The following is a 22,067-nucleotide window of genomic DNA, read 5'->3' as shown; positions in this document are numbered from 1 at the left end:
CGTGCGCGGGCCACCGTCGGGTGGCATTTCAGGAGACCACACCCCCATGCGTTCGATCCGGCTCGCGCTGTCCGCCTTTCTCGTTTGTGCGGCACAGGGCGCCATCGCCGCCCCGCCGCCCGTCCGCCCCAAATTGGTCGTCGTGATCTCGGTCGATCAATATTCGTCCGAACTCTTCGAACGTTATCGTGGCGGTTATGACGGCGGGCTGAAGACGCTGTCGGACGGGATCGCCTTTCCGGTCGGCTATCAGAGCCATGCCGCCACCGAGACATGCCCCGGCCATTCGACGCTGATGACCGGGCGCCATCCCGCCGCGACCGGGATCGTCGCCAACAGCTGGTTCGACGTGAAGACCGGATCGTCGGTCTATTGCGTGTCGGTGCCGGGCGTGGCCGATCCGATCGCGCGCGGCCCGCAAAACATGCACGTCACGACGCTCGGCGATTGGGTGAAGGCCGCCGCGCCCGGTGCGCGCTCCTACGCCGTATCGGGCAAGGACCGCGCCGCGATCACGATGGGCGGCAAACATGCCGATGGCGTGTGGTGGTGGGTCGACGGTGTGGGCTTCGTGACCTCCTCCTATGCCGGGCCCGCGACACCCGTGACGCAGGCGCCGGCCAAGGCGTTCGACACCGCGCGCTTCGCCGCATGGGCGAAGACGCCGCCGCCGCTCTGGCCCGCACCGTCGGCCACCTGCGCCGCGCTCGAAAAGCCGCACCGGTTCGGCCGGATCGACCTGTCGGGCAAGGTGCCGCCCGACGCCGCGGTGCATGTCGAGGACGGCCCCGATTTCCTCCAGACCGACGATTTCCAGGCCAATTTCCGCGCCTCGCCGCTGTTCGATTCGACCGTCGTCGATTTCGCGCAGGCGCTGATCGCGCGTGCGCATCTGGGCCATGGCCCGGCGACCGACGTGCTCGCGGTCAGCCTGTCGGCCAACGACTATATCGGCCATCGCTACGGCAATGGCGGCGCCGAGATGTGCGTCCAGCAGGCGGCGCTCGACGCGACGATCGGGCGGCTGATGGCGACGATCCGCGCGCTCGACGTGCCGGTGATGGTGGTGCTCACCGCCGACCACGGCGCGACCGACGCTGCCGAACGCGAGCATGAGCACGACCCCGCCGCCGCCCGGCTTGACGGCGGCGCGTTCGTCGCCCGCCTCAACGCGGCGGTCGAGAAGCAGACGGGGATCGGCTTCGAGCCGATCGTCGGCGACGATCCGCAACAGCTCTATATCAACACCGGCAACGACGCGGCGTTGCGCGCGCGGGTGAACGACGCCGCGATCGCCTGGCTGAAGCAGCAGCCCGAGGTGAAGGACGTGTTCTCGCGCGCCGAGATCGCGGCCGCCACCGTGCCACCGGGAACCACGCCCGACCGGCTGACGATCGCGCAGCGCTATCACGAAAGCTACGACCCCACGCGGTCGGGCGACATCGCGGTGGCCTATGCGCCGCGCACCAGCTTCGGCGTGCCGCGCGGGCCGGGCGACGTGGTGGCGGGCCATGGCTCGCCCTGGGATCACGACCGCCAGGTGCCGATCCTGTTCTGGTGGAACGGTGCTACGCCCGCCACGCGCGCGACACCGATCGAGACGGTCGACATCGCGCCGACGCTGGCCGCGATCGTCGGGGTGAAGACGCCCGTGGTCGACGGCCGGTGCATCGATCTGGGGAACGGAATGTGCGGTCGGTAAGCCGTTCCCCGGGGGAGGCCGGGGCCCGGTTGGATAGGCCGAGGTCATCGAGCGCCGCGTTCTATTAAACGCGTTCCGGAACTGGGCCCCGGCCTCGGCCGGGGAACAGAGCTTTACTGATGCGCGCGGAACGTGATGCCATAGGTGCGCGGATCGCCAGGGGTGCCGAGGATCAGGCCCGAATTGCCCGCCTGGATCGTCACGTTCTGCAGATAGTCCTTGTTCGTCAGGTTGCGCACGAAGAACGCGATCTCATAGCCCTGCCGCGCGCGGAAGCCGATGCTGCCGTTCACCAACGTATACCCGTGGATGACGGTATAGGCGGAATCGGATGGGTCGCCGAACTGCTTGGAGCGCCCCACCGCATCGACATGGACGAAGCCATCGCCCGCCGCGGTGATCGGGTGCGCGTAATCGCCGCCCAGGGTCACCGCCCATTTGGGCAGGCTGGATAGCGGCCGGCCGGACAGATCGCAGATCGCCGTCGCGGTGCCGATCCGCTCGATCGGGCAGGGGCCGTTGGGATAGCGGTCGTAGCGGCCATCGCTATAGGCGACGTTCGCGCGCAGCGAAAATTCACGCGTCAGCAGCGCCGTGCTGTCGATCTCGAACCCGCGCACCGTCACCTTGGGGATGTTGGCCAGATAGGTGCGCAGCGCGACCGCGGCGCCGGTGTCGGTGACGTTCGCCTGGAAATCGGTCACCTTGGTGTAGAAGCCGTCGATGTTGAAGATCAGGTGCCGGTCGAACAGCCGCGTCTTCACGCCCACCTCGTAAGCGGTGTTCTCCTCGGGCCGCACGACCGCGGTGTTGAGCGCGGGGTTGTTGGCGTTGTCGAGCGGCAGCCCGGACATGTTGATCCCGCCCGACTTCGCCCCGCGCGCGAAGCTCGCATAGCCGAGCACCGCATCGGTGAAGGCATAGGTGGCGTTGACGCGCCCGGTGAGCGCACCGTCGTTCACCCGCGTCGAATAGGTCTGCGGCCGCAGGATCGAGAGCTTGGCGTTGGCGAGCGCGGTGTTCGTGGTCGCCAGGCCGCCGAAGACGTAGGTCGAATAATAGCCTGTCTTGTGCTCGTAGGTGTAGCGTACGCCACCGGTCAGCGTCAGCCGGTCGATCGGCTCCCAGTTGAGTTCGGTGAAGCCGGCATAGCTGTTCGACTGGAAATCGGTGCGCCCCGCGGTGCCGTATCCGTCGAGCAGGTTCGCGGGAACGGCAGTCGTCCCCGTAATCGGGCCGATCAGCCAATAGGCCGCCTGCGGGCCATAGATGGAGATCGGATTGCCGAGGATCCGCTGGCGGAAGAAATAGAGGCCGCCGACATAGCTGAGACGGTGGTCGCCGTTGGAGGCGAGGCGCAGCTCCTGGCTATACTGATCCTGGCGCGAGGGAATGTGCTGCGTGATCTGGATCGGGATGCCGGTATAGTCGCGATCGTTCGCCGCATCCCAGTTCCAGAAGCGCCACGCGGTGACCGAGGTGAGCGTCGCGAAGCCGACATCATAATCGCCGATGCCCGACACGCCGCCCTCGTTGGTCTTCACGCCCAGATCGGCGTCGATATCGGTGACTCGGTCATAGGGATCGGTACTGGGCGGCGCATAGCCGAGCCCGCGGACAAGCGCTGGATATTGGCGCGCGACCGACTTCAGCGTCGGCGCCGCCGCCAGATACACCTGGGTGCAGCATTCGCTTTCGAAATTGGTGAAGTCGGCCGACAGCTTGTATTGGAACCGGTCGTTCGGCTTGAAGAGCAATTGGCCGCGCACCGCCTGATTGCCGATCTGGTTCTCGTCCTGCCCGGTGCGGACATTGGCGATCGTGCCGTCGCGCCGCGTGCTGACGACGGAGATGCGCGCCGCCAGCGTATCGGTGAGCGGGCCGGACGCCGAACCCTTGGCCTGGACGAACCGGTAATTGCCGAACGAGATCTCCTCCGACGCCTCGGGCTCGAACGTCGGCGCGCGCGTGGTGATGTTGATCGCGCCCGCGGTGGAATTCTTGCCGAACAGCGTGCCCTGCGGCCCGCGCAGCACCTCGATCTGCTGGATGTCGCTGAAATCGAACGCGGCGGTCGCAGGGCGGGCGTGATAGACCTGATCGACATAGAAGCCGACGCCCGGCTCCAATCCGTCGTTCGACTGGCTGACCGCGACCACGCTGGAGCCGAGGCCCCGGATCGTGAACGCGGTGTTGCGCGGGTTCGCCGAGCTGTAGTTGAGGCTCGGCACCAGTTGCGAAAGCTGCTGCGTGTTCACCGTATAGGATCGGTCGAGCAGGGCGCCGCCGACGACGGTCAGCGAGCCAGGAATGGTCTGTGCATCCTCGGCGCGGCGGCGGGCGGTGACGATCACGTCCAGATCGTCATGGCCGGCGGCGGGGACGCTGGCACCGTCCGGCGTACGGCGCGGCTGGTCGGGCTGGTCCTGGGCGGCGGCTGGCGTCGTCATGGCGGCAGCCAGCGCCCAAAGCGCGGCGCCGACGAAAGTCCTGGTCATGATTCCCCCTTTAACGATATCCGTCCGTATATAGTCGGCGCTCATACGCGATCCGGCGTGGCGGGGAAGGGCTTTCCCGCTAAGACCCGGAAAAAGCGCGAGGGAAGCAAGATGCGGATCGGATCGACACTCTTTGCGGTGCTGCTCGCGGGGGCGGGTGCGGCCGCCACGGCCAAGCCGCCCCTGGTGCTGGCGGCTGCCAGCCTGCAGGAATCGCTCACCGCGGCGGGGGATGCCTGGGCGGCGCGGGGCCATGCCAAGCCGGTGATCTCGTTCGCCGCCTCGTCCGCACTTGCGCGGCAGATCGATGCCGGGGCGCCCGCCGACCTGTTCGTCTCCGCGGACGAGCCGTGGATGGACGATGTGCAACGCCACGGCCTCGTCCGGCCCGACACGCGCGTGTCGTTCCTGGCGAACCGGCTGGTGCTGATCGCGCCGGCGGGGAAGGGCGCGGCGTTGCGGATCGCGCCCGGCTTTCCGCTGGCGCGCGCGCTCGGCAATGGGCGGCTGGCGATGGCAGACCCGGAGTCGGTGCCGGCGGGGCTTTACGGCAAGGCGGCGCTGACCACGCTCGGCATCTGGCCGGCGGTCGCCGCCAAGGTGGCGCGCGGCGACAGCGTGCGCGCGGCGCTCGCGCTGGTGGAACGCGGCGAGGCGCCGTACGGCATCGTCTACGAAACCGATGCGCGTGCCTCGCGCGCGGTGCGGATCGTCGGCGTCTTTCCGCGTGCGTCGCATCCGCCGATCACCTATCCGGTGGCGGTGCTGAAGAATGCGACGAGCGGCGATGCGGAGGGCTTCCGGCGGTTCCTGATCTCGGCGCCGGGCAAGGCGATCTTCGCGCGCTACGGCTTCACGCCGCGTTAGTCCCGGCACGATGCTGACCGCCGAGGATTGGGGCATCGTCGCGCTGTCGCTGAAGGTCAGCCTGGTGGCGATGGCGGTGACGCTGCCGATCGCGTTCGCGCTCGCCTACCTGCTCGCGCGGGGGCGGTTCCGCGGGCGGGCGCTGCTCGACGCGGCGGTGCATCTGCCGCTGGTGCTGCCGCCCGTCGTGATCGGCTGGCTGCTGCTGCTCGCCTTCGGTGCGAACGGGCCGGTGGGCGGCTGGCTGATGCGCGCGTTCGGCGTCAGCGTCATGTTTCGCTGGACGGGCGCCGCGATCGCGGCCGGCGTCATGGCGCTGCCGCTGATCGTGCGCGCCATCCGGCTGTCGATCGAGGGGGTCGACCGGCGGCTGGAGGGCGCCGCCCGCACGCTCGGCGCGGGGCCGTGGCGCACCTTCGCGACGGTCACGCTGCCGCTCAGCATGCCGGGCGTGCTGGCCGGGCTGGTGCTCGGCTTCGCGCGCTCGATCGGCGAATTCGGCGCCACCATCACCTTCGTGTCGAACATCCCGGGCGAGACGCGCACGCTGCCGATCGCGATCTATTCCGCGCTCCAGATGCCGGACGGCGATGCCGCGGTGGTGAAGCTCGCCTGCGTCTCCGTCGCGCTGTCACTGGGCGCGCTGCTGCTGTCGGAATGGCTGGCGCGGCGGCAAGCAGGGGCGCTGTCGCATGGCCTTTGACATCGACGTGGCGCTCGCCCGCGCCGGGCGCACCGTGGGGGTGCGGTTCGTGGTGGGCGAGGGGCTGACGGTGCTGGTCGGCCCGTCGGGTGCCGGCAAGACGAGCGTGCTCGACATGATCGCCGGGCTGGTGCGGCCCGATCGCGGCCATGTCCGCATCGCCGGCACGACGCTGTTCGATGCTGCCGCGGGGATCGACTTGAAGCCCGAGGCGCGGCGGATCGGCTATGTGTTCCAGGACGCGCGGCTGTTCCCGCATCTCCGCGTCCGCGCGAACCTTCTCTACGGGCACCGGTTGGCGTTGGCCGAGGCACGCTGGATCGATCTGCCGACCGTCACCGGCTTTCTCGGCATCGGCGGCCTGCTCGACCGGTTCCCGCGCACGCTGTCGGGCGGCGAGGCGCAGCGCGTGGCGATCGGTCGGGCGCTGCTTTCGGGCGCGCGCTGCCTGCTCATGGACGAGCCGCTCGCCGCGCTCGACGCGAGCCGCCGCGCCGGGATCATGACGGTGATCGAGCGGATTCGCGACGAACTGCGTCTGCCGATCCTCTATGTCACGCACGATGCCGCCGAGGCGGACCGCCTCGCCACGCACCGGATCGCGATCGGCGACGACCGACACGAAACCGTCGTGTTCACGTAACGAAGCCGTCGCACGACGCACCTAGCGGCTGCTCCCGAGGACGCGCGATCGGCGCGGCCATGCGGGGACGAAGCAATGACGAAGACGAAGACGGCGCGCGCATTCTGGCTGTGCGGCGCAGGGCTTGCCGGCATGATCGCGAACCCCGCCTGGGCGCAGACCGCACCCGCGACGACGCTGGCCGCCGATCCGGCGGGCGGCGCCGCGCTCCAGGCCGAGCAGCCCGCGCCCGACAGCGACGACATCGTCGTCACCGGCAACACCACGCACTCGGTCAGCCAGGTGACGGGCGTCGAGATCCAGAAGATCCTGCCCGGCATCAGCCCGCTGAAGGCGCTCCAGACGCTGCCCGGCGTCACCTTCCTGACGGCGGATCCCTGGGGCAATAACGAACAGAATATCTCGCTGTTCATCCACGGCTTCAACGCGCAGCAGCTCGGCTATACGCTCGACGGCGTGCCGCTCGGCGACCAGAATTACGGCAATTTCAACGGCCTCTCGCCGCAACGTGCGATCATCTCGGAGGATGTCGGCCGCGTGACGCTGGCCAGCGGCGCGGGCGATCTCGGCACCGCCTCGACCAGCAATCTGGGCGGCACGATCGATACCTTCTCCAGCGACCCGCACGCGACGCGCGGCGTCACCCTGTCGCAGACCTTCGGCAGCTATTCGACGTTTCGCACCTATGCGCGGATTGACAGCGGCGATCTGGGCGACGGCACGCGCTTCTACGTCTCGGGCGTGCGCCAGGACGCGCATGCCTGGGACTTCAACGCGCGGCAGGGTGGCTATCAGGCGGACGGCAAGATCGTGCATGAGGATTCGACCGGCAAGCTCACCGTCTACATGGCCTATTCCGACAAGGCCGAGCCCAACGAGGACGCCACCGTCGTGTCCGCGGCGCAGACGTTCCAGCCCTATGTGCGGCCGATGCTCTTCCCCGATTTCGCGACGGCGCGCGCCTATTACGGCAACACGACGCCGTATAACGGCTCGACCTATGCCGCCTCGGGCTCCAACTACAGCAACTATTACGGCGATGCGCAGCGCACCGACTATATCGGCTATGCGAAGTACGACTGGAAGGTCTCGGATCGCATAACCTGGTCCAACACCGCCTATTTCCATCACGACGACGGCGTCGGCGTCATCGGCGGCCCGATCACCGCGGCGGGGCTGCCGCTGCTGTTCTCCTATTATTTCCCGGGACCGCAGGGCCCTGGCGTCAACCCGACCTCGGCGGCGAACATCGCGCGGCTCTCGACGATCTTCGGCGGATCGGGGCTGGCGACGCGCACCACCGAATACCGGATCGACCGCGAGGGCGGCATCTCGACGCTGAAGCTCGAACTGGGGGATCACCAGATCGAACTCGGCGGCTGGTACGAGCATCAGAGCTCGTCGGCGTTTCGCCGCTGGTATGCGTTCGACGTGAACAACCCCTCGACGCCCTATACCCGCCCGCATGATTACGAGCAGCCGCTCATCACCCAATATGGCAGCGAGATCAGCGTCGACGAGGTGCAGACGCATATCCAGGATGCCTGGAAGATCGTGCCCCGCGTCACCGTGCTCGCCGGGTTCAAGAGCACGTTCCAGATGGCGTCGCAGGCGGTGCCGGTGCAGCCGATCCCGGGTTCGTTCACGGGTTCGCTCTCGCTGCCCGTCGGCCATATCAACACGACCAAGCCGTTCCTGCCGCAGGTGGGCGCGCTGTGGGACGCCACCGATCACGAGCAATTCTTCGCCAACGCGCAGAACAATGTCCGCCAGTTCCAGACGAGCGCCGCGGCGGGGCTGTCGCCCTTCGCGCTCGGCAGCCAGACGCTGTTCGACTATTTCAAGGCCAACACCAAGCCCGAGACGAGCTGGACCTATGAGGCGGGCGTGCGCACGCATCATGCGCTCTCGCTGGGGCCGATCACCGGCTTCGAGGGGCAGCTCAGCTATTATCACGTCGATTTCAGCAACCGTCTGCTGGCGATCAGCCCGACGACGACGATCTCGGCCACCGCGAGCGGCGCCACGATCCTGCAGAATGTCGGCAGCGTCCGGACCGACGGGTTCGATGCCGCGGGCACGCTGCGCTTCGGCAGCCATTTCTCGATCTACGACGCGCTGTCCTACAACGATTCGCGCTATGCCGATAACTACACAACGGGCACCACCCTGGTGGCGACCGCGGGCAAGAAGGTGCCGGGCAGCCCCGATTGGCTCAACAAGACAGTCGTCTCCGCCAATGCCGGAATCTTCGACGTCCAGCTCGTCGGGGACTATCTCGGACGGCGCTATGCGACCTATACCAACGATCTGTCGGTATCGCCCTATTTCACGCTCGCCGGGCGGATCGGGGCGGACGTGCCGATCGGCGACGGCCGCATCGTGAGGAGCCTGCATGTGAGCCTGAACGTCACCAACATCACCGACAAACAGGCGACCTCGACGCTCAGCATCGGCGCGGCGTCGGGCACGTATAATTTCTTCCCCGTGGCGCCGCGTCAGGTGTTCGGCACCATCGGCGTGGGGTTCTGATCGTGACACGACGCGAGACGCTGATCGGGGCCGGGGCCGCACTGGTGGCGGGCGCCGCGGCGGGGGCGGGGGCGGGGGCGGGGGCGGCGACGCCCCGTCCCAGGCCGCCGGTGTTCGGCCATCGCGGCTGTTCGGCGCTCCGGCCCGAACACACGCTCGGCTCCTATGCCAAGGCGATCGCCGACGGCGCCGATTATATCGAGCCCGATCTGGTCGTGACGAAGGACGGCGTGCTGATCGCGCGGCACGAGAACAACATCGCCGAGACGACGGACATCGCCGCGCATCCCGAATTCGCCGCGCGCAAGACGACCAAGACGGTGGACGGGCAAGCGCAGACCGGCTGGTTCGCCGAGGATTTCACGCTGGCCGAACTCAAGACGCTGCGCGCGATCGAGCGGCTGGGCGCGATGCGGCCCGAAAGCCGCCGCTATGACGGCCAGTTCCAGATCCTCACCTGGGACGAGATCATCGATTTCACCGCCGCCGAAAGCGCCGCGCGCGGCCGGATCGTCGGGCTGGTGCCCGAGCTGAAACACTCGACCTATTTCGCCGGAATCGGGCTGCCGCTGGAGGATCGGTTTCTCGCCGTCACGGCCGCGCATGATTACACGCGCCGGCATCCGCTCGAGATCCAGTCGTTCGAGACGGCGAACCTGCGCTATCTGCGCCGCAAGCTCGGGCGCCCCGCGAACGTGCGGCTGATGCAGCTGGTGGTCGAGGAAGCGGTCCGCCCCGCCGACGTGGTCGCCGCCGGCGGCACGCTCACCTATGCCGCGATGACGACGCCCGCCGGCCTGCGCGAGATCGCTACCTATGCCGATGTCGTCGCCCCCTCCACACGGGGGATCATTCCGATCGGGGCGGACGGCAAGCTCGGGCAGCCGCTGCCGCTGGTGCGCGATGCGCACGCCGCCGGGCTGCTGGTGCGGCCCTGGACGTTCCGCCCCGAGAACCGCTTTCTGGCCGCCGACTTTCGGAACGCCGACGGCGAGAATGCGCGCAACCCGGCGGGCTCGGTCGCGGAAATGCGCCGCTATCTGGCGACCGGGATCGACGGGTTCTTCACCGACGACCCCGCGCTCGGCCGGATCGCGGTGGACGGGGGCTGAGCCAATTTTCTTCCGTTGGAAACGGAATTAACGGCTGTCGTCGCGTCGAGCGTCAGCGCTCCGTCAGGCGCGGCATGAGCTCCACGAAGTTGCAGGGCTCGTGCCGGCTGTCGAGCTGGTCCTTCAGGATGCCGTCCCAACCATCCTTCACCGCGCCCGTCGATCCCGGCAGCGCGAAGACATAGGTGCCGCGCGCCACGCAGGCGCAGGCGCGCGACTGGACGGTCGAGGTGCCGATCGTCCGATAGCTGAGCATCCGGAACAGCTCGCCGAAGCCGGGGATCATCTTTTCCGCCACGCGCTCCACCGCTTCGGGGGTTACGTCGCGGCCGGTGACGCCGGTGCCGCCGGTGGTCACGATGCAATCCACCTGGGCGTCGGCGATCCAGCCGTTCAGCCGGGCGACGATCGCGTCGGCATCGTCGCGCTCGATCGCGCGGTCGGCGAGCACATGGCCCGCTTCGGTCAGCCGCGCGACCAGCGTGTCGCCCGATCGGTCCTCCGCCAGGCCCCGCGTGTCGGATACGGTGAGCACGGCGATGCGGACGGGCAGGAAGGTCGCGTCGGGATCAATCGGCACGGGAAACCGTGGCCGAGGCGGGGCTGACACTGGCGTTCACCGCGATCGCGCTGGCGGTCGCGCTGCGGCTCGGCGTGGCGTTCAGCCGCACCGCGGTCGCGCCCGACAGGCCGGGGAAGCGCGGCCACATGCCTTGGGCGAGCGCGGTGCGGCTGGTCGACGCGCGCTTGCCCGCCTGGCCCTCGTACATCCAATAGTTGCGCAGCACCGTGGTGACATAGCCGCGCGTCTCCCAATAGGGGATGCTTTCGATATAGAGCAGCGGATCGCCGCCGTCGCGGATTTGCACGTTCCAGTCCGATACGGGCTTCGGCCCCGCATTATACGCCGCGATCACCTTGGGCAGCAGGCCGCCGGTGATCCCGGAATCGCGCAGCCGCTCCAGATGGCGCTGGCCGATATCCATGTTGGTGGACGGTTTCGTGAGCGCCGCCTTGTCGACCGCGAAGCCGCGCTCACGGGCGTAATCGACCGCGGCAGCTGGCATGATCTGCATGAGGCCATAGGCACCGGCCTGGCTCAGCGCCTTGGTGCGGAAGCGCGATTCCTCGAGCGCGTGAGCATAGACCAGCGCCTTGTCGACACGCCATCCGCTGTCGGGCGTCCAGTTGGGCGTCGGGTAGCGCGCCTCCGCCGCCGCGGTGACGCCCGCCGGGCAATTGTGCGCGAGCCATACGGAGGTGGCGGGCAGGTCGAGCGATTGCGCCATCCGGACGAGTCCGGCGAATTCGCGCGGGCTGCCGATCCGTGCCTGCTGGCGCATCACGGTGTCGGCCAGGTCGGTCTCGCCCACTTCGACCAGCGCTGCGGCGACGCGCACATTGGGCCGCTTGTCGAGCGTGATCCAGTCGGCGCCGACGAGCCCCGGGATGCGCGGCTTGTCGCTGATGCCCAGCGCCTGGTGCGCGATCTGGCCGTAGAAGCTCTCGCCATATTGCGCCGCCGCCTTCAGCCGCGCCTCGATCCGGTCGGGCCGGCCGCACACCATATCGGCGCGCGCCGCCCAATAAAGGCCGGCAGCGCGCAGATCGACGTCGTTCGCCCGTGCCGCGACGCCCTCGAAGCCGGTGGTGGCCGCGGCGCAGTCGTTCTGGCGCCATGCCGACAGCGCCGCCACCCAGCGGCCCTGCACCGCCCAGTCGCCGGTGCCGTCCGCCGCCTTCGCGCCCATCGCGCGCGCATTCGCGTCATCGCCGGCGAGGAAATACATCCACGATACCCGCTGCTGCCATTCGGTGGTCGCATCCGACGACAGGCCGGTGGTGGATTCGAGCAGCGCCTGCGCCTCCGCACCCCGGTCCGCCTTCACCAGCGGCTGCATGCGATTGGCGAGATCGGCGGCGATCTGGTCGCTCCTGACGGTCTTGGCGCGCACGCGGCGCGGCGCGCCGTCCTGCCAGACGAGCGTCTGGGCTACGGGCAGGGGCGGCAGCTCGATCGCGCCGCGCGCCCTGGCGAGGCGGGCGAGCGCCTCGGCCTCGGGCAGTTCGGGTGCTTCGTTCAGCAGCGCGACGATCGGCTCTGCGGCGACCTTGGGCGATCCCTTGGCGGTGTAGAGCTCGGCATGCGCGATCGCGTGGAGGGGGCCCGGCTTCATCGTGTCGAGCTGGATCTGCGCGTCCTGGAAACGGCCTTCGCGGATCGCAAGGAACGCCGCGCGATAACCGTCGCGCTGCGCCGCATCGAGCAGCCCCGGCGCCGGTTCGGCCACCGCCACCAGCCGCGTGTCGGCCGGTGTCCCCGTATCAGCGGGTGCGGCTGCCAGCGCAGGCGCGGCGACGCCGGCCAGCAACACCGCGAAACCCAGGCTGCGGATCATTCCGTCATTCCCCCGATCAGCATCTGCAAATCCTTCCAGGCTTCGGCCTTGGCGGCGGGCTTCTCGATCAGGAAGCGCGGATGGTAGCTCGCCACCACCTGCGTTTCCGGAGAGGCCAACACTCCATCCTTATGGTTAAAGGGGTGTAAACGTCCCTGCGCCTCGCGGACGGTGGTCCCGAGAAGCGCACGGCTCGCCGCATCGCCCAGCAGCAACAGCCTTTTGGGCGCGACCAGCGCGACATGGTGGCGCGCCAGATCGGCCAGCCGCGCCTCGGTATCGCGCGCCGCACGGCCGGTGGCGGGCCGGCGCGCGCAGACCGCGGCGAGGTGGACCGATTCGCGGGCGAGGCCGATCGCCGCCAGCATCCGGTCGAACAACCGCCCCGGCAGCCCGGACAGCAGCGCGCCCGCATCGCCGTCGTCGCGATCGGGGCAATCGACCAGCACCATCACCGCGGCATCGGCCGGTCCGCTCGCGGCGAGCGAAATGCCGCTCCATCCCGCCTCGGGCACGTCCGCGCCCAAACGCCATGTCAGGAACTCGGCGAGCGCCATCGGCATCGCCGGGGCTGGCGCGAGGGCGGCCGCCGTTACGGCAGGCGTGGCTGCGACAGCTGCCGCCGCGAGCGGCACCGGCGTTTCGGCCGCCAGCCAGTCGCGCGGCAGATCGTTGACGAGGCAATCGACGCCCGCGTCGCTCCACCATGCGAGCGCGCTCGCCGCCAGTGCCCGCCAGTCGCTGTTCTGATCTGCCCCCATCGGTTGCTTCTAGCTATGCGGTTGACGCCGCGGTCAATTCGCGGGCACGGCGGAACGGACAGGACGTTGCGGGCATAAGCCCGAACGACGTGAGGCGAGAGGCGCTGCGGAGACGAACATGACGACACGCGAGTCGATGCCCTATGACGTGGTGATCGTGGGAGCGGGGCCGGCCGGCCTGTCCGCCGCGATCCGGCTGAAACAACGCGCCGCCGAGACGGGCGCGGACATCGCCGTCTGCGTGCTGGAAAAGGGCTCCGAAGTGGGGGCGCACATCCTGTCGGGTGCGGTGATCGATCCGCGCAGCCTCGACGAGCTGCTGCCCGATTGGCGCACCGATGGCTGCCCGCTGGCCGAGGTGCCGGTCACCGAGAACCACCATTGGGTCCTGTCCGAGAAGGGCAAGACGGTGCTGCCCGAGTTCCTGACGCCGCCGTTCATGCACAACAAGGGCACCTATACCGGCAGCCTCGGCAATCTGTGCCGCTGGCTGGCGGGCAAGGCCGAGGAACTGGGCGTCGAGATCTTCCCCGGCTTCGCCGCCGCCGAGATCCTGTTCGACGAGGCGGGCCATGTGATGGGCGTCGCCACCGGCGACATGGGCGTGGCGCGCGACGGCACGCACAAGGGCGACTATACGCCGGGCCTGGAACTCCACGCCAAATACACCTTCTTCGCCGAAGGCGTCCGCGGGCATCTCTCCAAGGAGATCATCCGCCAGTTCGATCTGGCGAAAGACAGCCAGCCCCAGGTCTACGGCCTCGGCATCAAGGAATTGTGGGACATCGATCCCGCGCTCCACAGCCCCGGCCGCGTGATCCACACGCAGGGCTGGCCGCTCGGCGACGATGCGAACGGCGGCAGCTGGCTCTATCACCAGGCGAACGGCCAGGTGTCGCTCGGTTTCGTCACGTGGCTCAACTATTCCAACCCGTATCTCTCGCCTTTCCAGGAGATGCAGAAGTGGAAGACGCATCCCGAGATCGCGGCCATCCTGAAGGGCGGCAAGCGCGTGTCCTATGGTGCGCGCGCGATCAACGATGGCGGGTTGCAGTCGATCCCGAAGCTCGTCTTTCCGGGCGGCGCGCTGATCGGCTGTTCGGCGGGCTTCCTCAATGTGCCGCGGCTGAAGGGCACGCATGGCGCGATGAAATCGGGCATGATGGCCGCCGACGCCGCGGTCGACGCGATCCTGTCGCAGCGCAGCCATGACGAGCTGGCCGCCTATCCCGAGGCGTTCGACGCGTCCTGGCTGAAGAAGGAGCTGTCGGTCGTCCGCAACGTCGTGCCGCTGGTCAAGAAGTTCGGTGATTTCGTCGGCTCGGGCTTGTCGGGCGTCACGATGTGGCTCGAGCATTTCGGGCTGAAGATGCCCTTCACGCTGGGCCACAAGCCCGATCACGAAAGCCTGTGGCGCAAGGATCTGGTCAAGCCGCCGGTCTATCCCAAGCCCGACGGCGTCCTGACGTTCGATCGCCTCTCCTCGGTGTTCCTGTCGAACACCAATCACGAGGAGGATCAGCCCGTCCACCTGACGCTGCGCGATCCCGACGTGCCGGTCGACTATAATCTGCCGATGTTCGACGGCCCGTCGCAGCGTTACTGTCCGGCGGGCGTGTACGAGTTCGTCGGCGTCGAGACGGGCGATCCGAAATTCGTCATCAACGCGCAGAACTGTGTCCACTGCAAGACGTGCGACATCAAGGATCCCACGCAGAACATCAACTGGGTGGTGCCCGAAGGCGGCGGAGGCCCGAACTATCCCAATATGTAGGCGCGTCCTTCTGATGCTGGGCCTGGTCGCCGGCCCCGCGATGGCGGATAGCGGTGGCCTTTCCGCCTATCTGCGCGCGCGTGCCGCGGATGCGGACGGGCATGCGATGCGCGCCGCGGGCGACTATGCGCAGGCGCTGTCCGCCGCCCCCGCCAATCCGCTGGTGGCGATCCGCGCGTTTCGCGAGGCGCTGGTCGCGGGCGACACGCCGCTCGCGCTGCGGGCGCTCGCGGTGCTGGATCGGGCGAAGGTGGCGCCCGCGGACGGTGCGCTGCTGCCCATCGCGGTCGCCGCACGGGCCGGCGATGCGGTCGCGGCCGAGGCGGCGATCGCGAAGCTGGCCGGCACGCCGCTCGCCGCGCTCGCGCCCGCGCTCCGGCTGTGGGCGGCGTTCACGCGCACCGGCGCCGTTCCCCCCGTTCCGCCCGCCCCCCCCGTTCCGCCCGCCCCCCCCGTTCCGCCCGCCAAGGACGCGGTCACCCGCCGGTTCGCCGCCGAAGCGCATGCGCTGCTGACGATCGCGAGCGGGCGCGCGGCCGATGGCGTGGCCGAGATCGCGGCGCTGGGCGGCGCGCAGGCACCGCTCGACCTGCGCATCGCCGCGGCGCAATTGCTCGCCCATGCGGATCACGCCGACATGGCGCAGACGCTGCTGCCTGGGCTTCGGCCGGATCCGGCGGCGCCCACATTGGGCTTCGGGGTGTCGCGGCTGTTCGTGCGGATCGCGTCGGATCTTTCCGCCGCCCCCACACCGTCGCCGCTGACGATCACGTTGGTGCGCGCGGCGCTCATCGCCGATCCCTCGAGTGACCGCGCACGGCTGTTGCTCGCCGCCGCGCTCGATCAGGCCGGTGCCAAGCCCCGCGCGCTCGCCGCGCTGGACGGGATCGCACCGGGCAGCGCGTTCGCCGTCGATGCGGCGGCCACGCGCGTGGCGATCCTCGCCACCGACCAGCCCGATGCCGCCATCGCCGCCGCACGGACGCTCGCCGAACGCACCGATGCGGGGCCGGCGGACTGGCAGCGTTATGCCGATCTGCTGATGAACGCCGATCGCCCGGCCGATGCCGCGCCCTTCTATGCGCGCATCGTCGCGAAGGATGCCGGCGGCTGGACGGGGTGGCTGCAATATGGCGCCGCGCTCGACCAGGCCGGCCAGTGGCGCGCGGCCGAGCCGGTGCTGGTGAAGGCGGTGGCGCTGGCGCCCGACCAGCCGCTCGCGCTCAATTACCTCGGCTATGCGCGGATCGAGCATCGCACACAGGTGCCCGCCGCCACCGCGATGCTGGCGCGCGCCGCGCAGTTGAAGCCCGACGACGCCTCGATCACCGATTCGCTCGGCTGGGCCTATTACCGCGGCGGCGATGCCGCGCGCGCGCTGCCGCTGCTCGAACGCGCCGCGGCGGGGCAGCCCGCCAATGCCGAGATCGGCGAGCATCTGGGCGACACCTATTGGACGCTCGGCCGCCGGTTCGAGGCGCGCTACGCGTGGCGCGCCGCAGCGCTCACCGCGCCGGCCGACGTGACCCCGCGGATCGCCGCCAAGATCGCCGACGGCCTGCCGCCCCACCGATGACGACCGAAACCGCCCCGGCGAAGATCAACCTCGCCCTCCACATCCGCCACCGCCGCGCCGATGGCTATCACGAGCTGGAAACGCTGTTCGCCTTTTGCCGCGACGGCGATGAGGTGCGCGTGGAGCCCGCCGCGGCGAACCGCTTCGCGATCACCGGCCCGTTCGCCCAGGGGCTGGCGGGCGAGGGGGACTGGGCCGACAATCTCGTCACCCGCGCCGCGGACGCCTTCGCCGCCACGTTCGGGATTGCGGGGAATCATGCGATCACGCTCGACAAGCGGCTGCCGATCGCGTCGGGGATCGGCGGCGGATCGGCGGATGCCGCCGCTACGCTGCGCGCGCTCGCGCGGCTGCACGGCGTGGCGTCGGACGATCCCCGGCTGGTGGCGGTCGCGGGCGCGCTCGGTGCCGACGTACCCGCCTGCCTGCTGGGGCGCACCGCCTTCGGCACCGGCAAGGGCGAGGCGCTGGCCGAACTGGAGGGGCTGGCGGGGGTGCCCGTGCTGCTCGTCAATCCCGGCGTCGGCGTATCCACCGCGGCGGTGTTCGCGCGGTGGGACGGGATCGACCGCGGCGCGATCGCCGACGGCCCCGTGATCGCGCGCGCGGTGGCCGGTCGCAACGATCTGGAGCCGCCCGCGCTGGCGCTCGCCCCCGTCATCGCCAAGGTGCGCGCGCGGCTCGGCGCGATGCCGGGCGTTCGCCTCGCCCGCATGTCCGGATCGGGTGCGACCTGTTTTGCGCTGTTCGACACCGTCGAGGATCGTGGCGAAGCGGCGCGGGCATTGGCGGGGCAGGGCTGGTGGATGCTCGAATCCACTTTGGCGTGAGGGGTTCGGCCTTCGCGGGATTATTCACGCAAAGACGCAAAGACGTTTCGCCTTTGACGACGATCGCTGTTCCCGGAGCGGAATGGCATCGGCTTGATCCGATCGTGGATCCGTTCGTGCCGAGCTTGTCGAAGCACGCTCTCCACCGTCGCGCCTTCAAAGTGGGTACCGGCCTCCTTCGGCGGAGCTCAGGACAGGCTTCGACAAGCCCGGGGCGAACGGGTCAAGGGAACGTCGTCCAACTCCAGCAGGCATCAGCGCCGCAGGCCTTCCATCATGCGATGGTCGCGGGGCGCTCCGCGCCGATCCCGACCTCCTTCGCGTCTTGGCGTCTTGGCGTCTTGGCGTCTTGCGCGATATTCTGCCGTTCCCCACTTGTTCCGTGAGAACGAATGCGGTACATGAGCCTCAGGCGTTGAATGGCGTTCATACCTGCTCTAGCGAGGGAACATCCGATGGCGGCAAATCTCAAGGTGATCGATAGCGGCATGGCAGCGACCGACAAGGCAGCCGGGGATCGGCAAAAGGCACTCGACGCGGCGCTCGCGCAGATCGACCGCGCGTTCGGCAAGGGCTCGGCGATGAAGCTGGGTTCGAAGGAGACGATGCAGGTCGAGGCGATCTCGACGGGCTCGCTCGGGCTCGACATCGCGCTCGGTGTCGGCGGCCTGCCGCGCGGCCGCGTGATCGAGATCTACGGCCCCGAATCCTCGGGCAAGACGACGCTCGCGCTGCACGTCATCGCCGAGGCGCAGAAGGGTGGCGGCACCGCGGCGTTCGTCGATGCCGAACATGCGCTCGATCCGGTCTATGCCAAGAAGCTGGGCGTCGACATTGACGAACTGATCGTGTCGCAGCCCGACACCGGCGAGCAGGCGCTCGAAATCGTCGACACGCTGGTCCGCTCGAACGCGATCGACGTGCTTGTGGTCGATTCGGTCGCGGCACTCGTCCCTCGCGCGGAAATCGAGGGCGAGATGGGCGACAGCCATGTCGGCCTTCAGGCGCGCCTGATGTCGCAGAGCCTGCGCAAGCTGACCGGCTCGATCAGCCGCTCGCGCTGCATGGTGATCTTCATCAACCAGCTCCGCATGAAGATCGGCGTGATGTACGGCAATCCCGAGACGACGACGGGCGGCAACGCGCTGAAATTCTACGCGTCGGTCCGCCTCGACATTCGTCGCACCGGGCAGATCAAGGATCGCGAGGAGATCATCGGCAACACCACCCGCGTGAAGGTGGTGAAGAACAAGGTGGCGCCGCCGTTCAAGCAGGTCGAATTCGACATCATGTACGGGCAGGGCGTCTCCAAGATCGGCGAGATCCTCGATCTCGGCGTGAAGGCCGGGATCGTCGAGAAGTCGGGCGCGTGGTTCAGCTATGACAGCGTGCGTCTCGGCCAGGGTCGCGAGAATTCGAAGACCTATCTGAAGGACAATCCCGAAACCGCCGATCGCCTGGAAAAGGCGATCCGGGCGCGGACGGACAAGGTGGCCGAGGAGATGATGGCGGGTCCGGAAGCGGACGACGACCTCTGATTTCTTTCGCCGCCGGATGAAGCGACCGAACGGCCCGGCAGCGATGTCGGGCCGTTTCGCGTGGAAGGCGGTCGCGTGAAGGGCAAAGTGGAGAATCGTCGCCACACACCTCCACTTCCTCCACTTCCTCCACTTCGCCGGCGGGTGGGGAGAAACGATGGTGCCGCCGCTCCCGGACGGGATATGCTGAAACGATCGCAGCGAAGGACTTGCCCATGACCATCATCGTCCATCATCTCGAGAACAGCCGATCGCAGCGCGTGCTGTGGATGCTCGACGAACTCGGCCTGCCGCACGAGATCCAGCGCTACGAACGCGATCCCAAGACGATGCTCGCGCCGCCCGCGCTGAAGCGCGTCCATCCGCTGGGCAAGTCGCCCGTGATCGTCGACACCGACGATCATGACCGGGTGATCGCCGAAACCGGCGCGATCGTCGAATATCTGGTGGACAAGGCCGATGGTCGGCTCGGCGCGCCCGCGAACCGCGAGGACGCGCTGCGCTATCGGTTCTGGCTCCATTATGCCGAGGGTTCGATGATGCCGCCTTTGCTGCTGAAGCTGGTGCTCGCGCGCATCCCGCTGATGGGCAAGCCCGCGATCAAGCGCATCCAGCCGATGATCGACGTCCATCTCGATTATGTCGAATCGGAGCTGGCGACTCGGCCCTGGTTCGCGGGCGATGCGATGACGGCCGCGGATGTGATGATGAGCTTTCCGCTCGAGGCCGCGCGCAGCCGCGCCGGTCTCGACGGATCGCGCCCGGCGACGATCGCGTGGCTGGACAAGGTCCATGCGCGGCCGGCCTACCGGTCCGCGCTCGCCAAGGGTGGGCCCTATGCCTATGCCTGAGGGCTCAGATCAGCGTGAAGCCGACCGCTTTGTTCACGATGCCCGACACGGCGGCGATGATCGCGTTGATCGCCTCCTGCACCGCCAGCATCACCAGACTCGTCATCGCCACGATCACCGCGACCGCGGCATTGACCTGCATGGCCAGCAGGATCTTCGCGCCTTCGGGCGTATAGTCGGGCAGGTGATCGGCGATGGCCTCGATCTGCACCGCGATCTTCTTCAGCTCGGGCGCGGCATAATGGTCCATCGCCGACCATATGCCGCTCGCCAGGCCCTTGCCCGCCGTGACCATCGTATCGGTCAGCGCATCGATATCCATGAACGGTCCTCCCTCTATCTGGCGCGTTTGGCGATCTCGACCGTGATGCCAGCGCGCAACTGCGCGCCCACGCCGCCGTCGATCAGTGGCCCGCGCGCGGAGGGCGGCAGGCCGCGGGCTCCCTGCGCCTCGTGGAAGCGGCGCATCGATTCGAAGCCGCCATGGATCAGCCGGAGCAGCACGACCTCGCAATCGTCCCTAGGCAAGGTGCCGATCGCGCCGCGCACGTCGGCGGGGATCCGCGCGGCGTCGAGCGCATGGGCCACCACCCTGGTGGTCGGGCAGTTCTTCAGCACGCGGTTCGCCTCGGCGCGCACGATCAGCGTCTCGACGCGGGCGTCGGCGCCGTCATAGAAGCCGCGATTGTGCGCGTAATCGCCCTCCGGCGTTCCCGCGAGCGCAGTGGTGCGGTCCACGAACGCGATCGTATCGGTGTAGAGCGCGCTCAGCCCGTCGTCGATCTGCGCGTCATAGGCGGGAACGAGCGTCACCGCACAGCCCGCCAGCGCGGCGGCCATCAGCGCACCCGCCAGCGTGCGTCCCGTCCGCCCGATCCACCCCGTCGCCATGGTGCCCCCCTTGTCGACAACCGGTATCGATCGGCAAAGGTCGGCCTGCAAACGGAAATGCCACCATTTCGGGCGCTAGTGGAGCACCCCGTGCGTCGGTGCCGGTGGCAGCGCGGGATCGACGGGTCCCGGCGGCGCGAAGCCGCCCTCCCATTTGGCGATCACGCTCGCCGCCACCGCGTTGCCGATCACGTTGGTGGCGGAACGGCCCATGTCGAGGAAGTGATCGACCGCCAAGATCAGCAGCAGCCCCGCCTCGGGAATGTGGAACATCGACAGTGTCGCCGCGATCACCACCAGCGATGCGCGCGGCACGCCGGCGATCCCCTTGGACGTGACCATCAGCACCAGCAGCATCGTGATCTGTTCGGCCAGGCTCAGATGGATGCCGTATGCCTGCGCGATGAACAGCGAGGCGAACGTCATGTAGAGCATCGATCCATCCAGATTGAACGAATAGCCGAGCGGCAGCACGAAGCTCGCGATCCGGTTGGGCACACCGAACCGCTCCAGCGCCTCCAGCGTGCGCGGATAGGCCGCCTCGGACGAGGCGGTGGTAAAGGCGAGGATCAGCGGATCGCGGATGTAGCGCACCAGCAGCCGGGTGCGCGGCCCGATGATGACGAAGGCGATCGCGATCAGCAGCCCCCAGAGGATCAGCATGCCGAGATAGAAGCTGCCCATGAACCAGGCGAGATCGCCGAGCACGCCGGGCCCCCGCTCGGCCAGCGTCGCGGCGACCGCCGCGAACACCGCGACCGGCGCGAACCGCATCACATAGCCGGTGATCTGCAGCATCACCGCGACGAGCGCCTCGATCGCGCGCACCAGCGGCGCGGCGACGTCGCCGACCGCGGTGATCGCCACGCCGACGAACACCGAGAAGACCACGATCTGGAGGATCTCGTTCTCCGCCATCGCCTGAATCATCGAGGCGGGCACGATATGCGAGACGAAGTCCTTGAGGTTGAACGCCGTCTTCACCACGCCGCTCGCCGCGCTGACGGGCGGCACAGGCAGATGAAGCCCGACACCCGGTTGGAGCAGGTTCACGAGGATCAGGCCGAGCGTAAGCGACAACAGGCTCGCCGCGACGAACCAGGCGAGGCTGCGCAGCCCCACCCGGCCCAGCGCACCCGTGTCGCCCATATGCGCAATGCCGACGACCAGCGTCGAGAAGACGAGCGGCGCGATGATCATCTTGATGAGCCGCAGGAACACGGTGGTGGCGATCGAGAGATAGCCGGCGATCTCGCCCAGCCGATCGGCCGCGGCGGGCGTGCCGTCGTCAATCGCGACATGCAGCGCCCAGCCGACCAGCAGTCCCGCGACCAACGCCGCCATGATCCAATAGGTGAGGCGCTTGGCCATCCGATGCTCCCTTGATGCG

Annotated in this window: 18 protein-coding genes; 11 read left to right on the top strand and 7 right to left on the bottom strand. The window is 68.6% G+C overall.

What is annotated here, in order from left to right; translation table 11 throughout:
• Window positions 1-46 precede the first annotated feature (46 nt).
• The gene (locus L8H00_RS02985; protein ID WP_242095724.1) at window positions 47-1,702 is read left to right on the top strand and encodes an alkaline phosphatase family protein; all 1,656 of its coding nucleotides are present in this window, start codon (window positions 47-49) and stop codon (window positions 1,700-1,702) included.
• 113 nt (window positions 1,703-1,815) lie between these two features.
• Here the strand turns inward: L8H00_RS02985 and L8H00_RS02980 are convergent, their stop codons facing one another.
• Window positions 1,816-4,200, bottom strand: coding sequence for a TonB-dependent receptor (locus L8H00_RS02980; RefSeq protein ID WP_242095723.1), 2,385 nt, complete (start codon window positions 4,198-4,200; stop codon window positions 1,816-1,818).
• 111 nt (window positions 4,201-4,311) lie between these two features.
• Here L8H00_RS02980 and modA point away from each other — a divergent pair, with 111 nt between their 5' ends.
• The 5 genes from modA to L8H00_RS02955 all read left to right on the top strand — a co-directional run bounded on the left by modA (window position 4,312) and on the right by L8H00_RS02955 (window position 10,057).
• On the top strand, window positions 4,312-5,067 hold the full coding sequence (gene modA / locus L8H00_RS02975) for a molybdate ABC transporter substrate-binding protein (protein WP_242095722.1): 756 nt from the start codon (window positions 4,312-4,314) through the stop codon (window positions 5,065-5,067).
• 10 nt (window positions 5,068-5,077) lie between these two features.
• A complete protein-coding gene (gene modB, locus L8H00_RS02970; protein ID WP_242095721.1) occupies window positions 5,078-5,770 on the top strand; it encodes a molybdate ABC transporter permease subunit in 693 nt (230 codons plus the stop codon).
• Window positions 5,760-6,413: an ATP-binding cassette domain-containing protein gene (locus L8H00_RS02965; protein WP_242095720.1), complete on the top strand. Its 654-nt coding sequence runs from the start codon at window positions 5,760-5,762 to the stop codon at window positions 6,411-6,413. Before modB ends, L8H00_RS02965 begins: the two co-directional genes overlap by 11 nt.
• A 75-nt stretch (window positions 6,414-6,488) precedes the next feature.
• Window positions 6,489-8,945, top strand: coding sequence for a TonB-dependent receptor (locus tag L8H00_RS02960; protein WP_242095719.1), 2,457 nt, complete (start codon window positions 6,489-6,491; stop codon window positions 8,943-8,945).
• Window positions 8,945-10,057 (top strand): glycerophosphodiester phosphodiesterase, encoded by a 1,113-nt coding sequence (locus L8H00_RS02955; protein ID WP_242095928.1) that lies wholly within the window; start codon window positions 8,945-8,947, stop codon window positions 10,055-10,057. The genes L8H00_RS02960 and L8H00_RS02955 overlap by 1 nt, the downstream gene beginning before the upstream one ends.
• Before the next feature lie 52 nt (window positions 10,058-10,109).
• On the opposite strand, the gene moaB is transcribed toward L8H00_RS02955, so the two are convergent.
• Genes moaB through L8H00_RS02940 form a run of 3 tightly spaced genes read right to left on the bottom strand, consistent with a single transcriptional unit; the run spans window position 10,110 to window position 13,217 of the window.
• Complete coding sequence (moaB, locus tag L8H00_RS02950) at window positions 10,110-10,637, bottom strand: molybdenum cofactor biosynthesis protein B (protein WP_242095718.1); 528 nt, start codon at window positions 10,635-10,637, stop codon at window positions 10,110-10,112.
• Window positions 10,627-12,456, bottom strand: a complete 1,830-nt coding sequence (locus tag L8H00_RS02945; RefSeq protein WP_242095717.1) for a lytic transglycosylase domain-containing protein — start codon at window positions 12,454-12,456, stop codon at window positions 10,627-10,629. The genes moaB and L8H00_RS02945 overlap by 11 nt, the downstream gene beginning before the upstream one ends.
• Window positions 12,453-13,217, bottom strand: a complete 765-nt coding sequence (locus L8H00_RS02940) for a uracil-DNA glycosylase (protein WP_242095716.1) — start codon at window positions 13,215-13,217, stop codon at window positions 12,453-12,455. The genes L8H00_RS02945 and L8H00_RS02940 overlap by 4 nt, the downstream gene beginning before the upstream one ends.
• Before the next feature lie 118 nt (window positions 13,218-13,335).
• On the opposite strand from L8H00_RS02940, the gene L8H00_RS02935 reads away from it, so the two are divergent.
• The 5 genes from L8H00_RS02935 to L8H00_RS02915 all read left to right on the top strand — a co-directional run bounded on the left by L8H00_RS02935 (window position 13,336) and on the right by L8H00_RS02915 (window position 19,786).
• Complete coding sequence (locus L8H00_RS02935; protein WP_242095715.1) at window positions 13,336-14,991, top strand: electron transfer flavoprotein-ubiquinone oxidoreductase; 1,656 nt, start codon at window positions 13,336-13,338, stop codon at window positions 14,989-14,991.
• Between the two features lie 13 nt (window positions 14,992-15,004).
• On the top strand, window positions 15,005-16,567 hold the full coding sequence (locus tag L8H00_RS02930; RefSeq protein WP_242095714.1) for a hypothetical protein: 1,563 nt from the start codon (window positions 15,005-15,007) through the stop codon (window positions 16,565-16,567).
• Window positions 16,564-17,397, top strand: coding sequence for a 4-(cytidine 5'-diphospho)-2-C-methyl-D-erythritol kinase (locus L8H00_RS02925; RefSeq protein ID WP_242095713.1), 834 nt, complete (start codon window positions 16,564-16,566; stop codon window positions 17,395-17,397). The genes L8H00_RS02930 and L8H00_RS02925 overlap by 4 nt, the downstream gene beginning before the upstream one ends.
• Before the next feature lie 455 nt (window positions 17,398-17,852).
• Window positions 17,853-18,935: a recombinase RecA gene (gene recA, locus L8H00_RS02920; RefSeq protein ID WP_276588882.1), complete on the top strand. Its 1,083-nt coding sequence runs from the start codon at window positions 17,853-17,855 to the stop codon at window positions 18,933-18,935.
• Window positions 18,936-19,150: 215 nt separating this feature from the next.
• On the top strand, window positions 19,151-19,786 hold the full coding sequence (locus L8H00_RS02915; protein WP_242095712.1) for a glutathione S-transferase: 636 nt from the start codon (window positions 19,151-19,153) through the stop codon (window positions 19,784-19,786).
• A gap of 4 nt (window positions 19,787-19,790) precedes the next feature.
• Here L8H00_RS02915 and L8H00_RS02910 read toward each other — a convergent pair whose 3' ends face one another.
• The 3 genes from L8H00_RS02910 to L8H00_RS02900 all read right to left on the bottom strand — a co-directional run bounded on the left by L8H00_RS02910 (window position 19,791) and on the right by L8H00_RS02900 (window position 22,048).
• Window positions 19,791-20,108, bottom strand: coding sequence for a hypothetical protein (locus L8H00_RS02910; protein ID WP_242095711.1), 318 nt, complete (start codon window positions 20,106-20,108; stop codon window positions 19,791-19,793).
• Between the two features lie 14 nt (window positions 20,109-20,122).
• Window positions 20,123-20,677 carry a hypothetical protein gene (locus L8H00_RS02905; protein ID WP_242095710.1) on the bottom strand — a complete coding sequence of 185 codons (555 nt, stop codon included), beginning with the start codon at window positions 20,675-20,677 and terminating at the stop codon, window positions 20,123-20,125.
• A 75-nt stretch (window positions 20,678-20,752) separates the two neighbouring features.
• A complete protein-coding gene (locus L8H00_RS02900) occupies window positions 20,753-22,048 on the bottom strand; it encodes a dicarboxylate/amino acid:cation symporter (RefSeq protein WP_242095709.1) in 1,296 nt (431 codons plus the stop codon).
• Window positions 22,049-22,067: the final 19 nt, after the last annotated feature.

It is taken from the genome of Sphingomonas sp. CROZ-RG-20F-R02-07 (assembly GCF_022662335.1).
Lineage (GTDB): Bacteria > Pseudomonadota > Alphaproteobacteria > Sphingomonadales > Sphingomonadaceae > Sphingomonas.
Note: the sequence above shows the minus strand (reverse complement) of the source record. Positions and strands in the feature narration are given on the sequence as shown.

Excerpts from the sequence above, each read along its gene's own strand:
- L8H00_RS02930 (WP_242095714.1), top strand. The coding sequence starts at position 15,005 with ATGCTGGGCCTGGTCGCCGGCCCCGCGATGGCGGATAGCGGTGGCCTT.
- L8H00_RS02915 (WP_242095712.1), top strand. The coding sequence starts at position 19,151 with ATGACCATCATCGTCCATCATCTCGAGAACAGCCGATCGCAGCGCGTG.
- L8H00_RS02900 (WP_242095709.1), bottom strand. The coding sequence starts at position 22,048 with ATGGCCAAGCGCCTCACCTATTGGATCATGGCGGCGTTGGTCGCGGGA.
- L8H00_RS02925 (WP_242095713.1), top strand. The coding sequence starts at position 16,564 with ATGACGACCGAAACCGCCCCGGCGAAGATCAACCTCGCCCTCCACATC.
- L8H00_RS02980 (WP_242095723.1), bottom strand. The coding sequence starts at position 4,200 with ATGACCAGGACTTTCGTCGGCGCCGCGCTTTGGGCGCTGGCTGCCGCC.
- modB (WP_242095721.1), top strand. The coding sequence starts at position 5,078 with ATGCTGACCGCCGAGGATTGGGGCATCGTCGCGCTGTCGCTGAAGGTC.
- L8H00_RS02940 (WP_242095716.1), bottom strand. The coding sequence starts at position 13,217 with ATGGGGGCAGATCAGAACAGCGACTGGCGGGCACTGGCGGCGAGCGCG.
- L8H00_RS02985 (WP_242095724.1), top strand. The coding sequence starts at position 47 with ATGCGTTCGATCCGGCTCGCGCTGTCCGCCTTTCTCGTTTGTGCGGCA.
- modA (WP_242095722.1), top strand. The coding sequence starts at position 4,312 with ATGCGGATCGGATCGACACTCTTTGCGGTGCTGCTCGCGGGGGCGGGT.
- L8H00_RS02905 (WP_242095710.1), bottom strand. The coding sequence starts at position 20,677 with ATGGCGACGGGGTGGATCGGGCGGACGGGACGCACGCTGGCGGGTGCG.
- L8H00_RS02935 (WP_242095715.1), top strand. The coding sequence starts at position 13,336 with ATGACGACACGCGAGTCGATGCCCTATGACGTGGTGATCGTGGGAGCG.
- L8H00_RS02910 (WP_242095711.1), bottom strand. The coding sequence starts at position 20,108 with ATGGATATCGATGCGCTGACCGATACGATGGTCACGGCGGGCAAGGGC.
- L8H00_RS02960 (WP_242095719.1), top strand. The coding sequence starts at position 6,489 with ATGACGAAGACGAAGACGGCGCGCGCATTCTGGCTGTGCGGCGCAGGG.
- L8H00_RS02965 (WP_242095720.1), top strand. The coding sequence starts at position 5,760 with ATGGCCTTTGACATCGACGTGGCGCTCGCCCGCGCCGGGCGCACCGTG.
- L8H00_RS02945 (WP_242095717.1), bottom strand. The coding sequence starts at position 12,456 with ATGATCCGCAGCCTGGGTTTCGCGGTGTTGCTGGCCGGCGTCGCCGCG.
- recA (WP_276588882.1), top strand. The coding sequence starts at position 17,853 with ATGGCGGCAAATCTCAAGGTGATCGATAGCGGCATGGCAGCGACCGAC.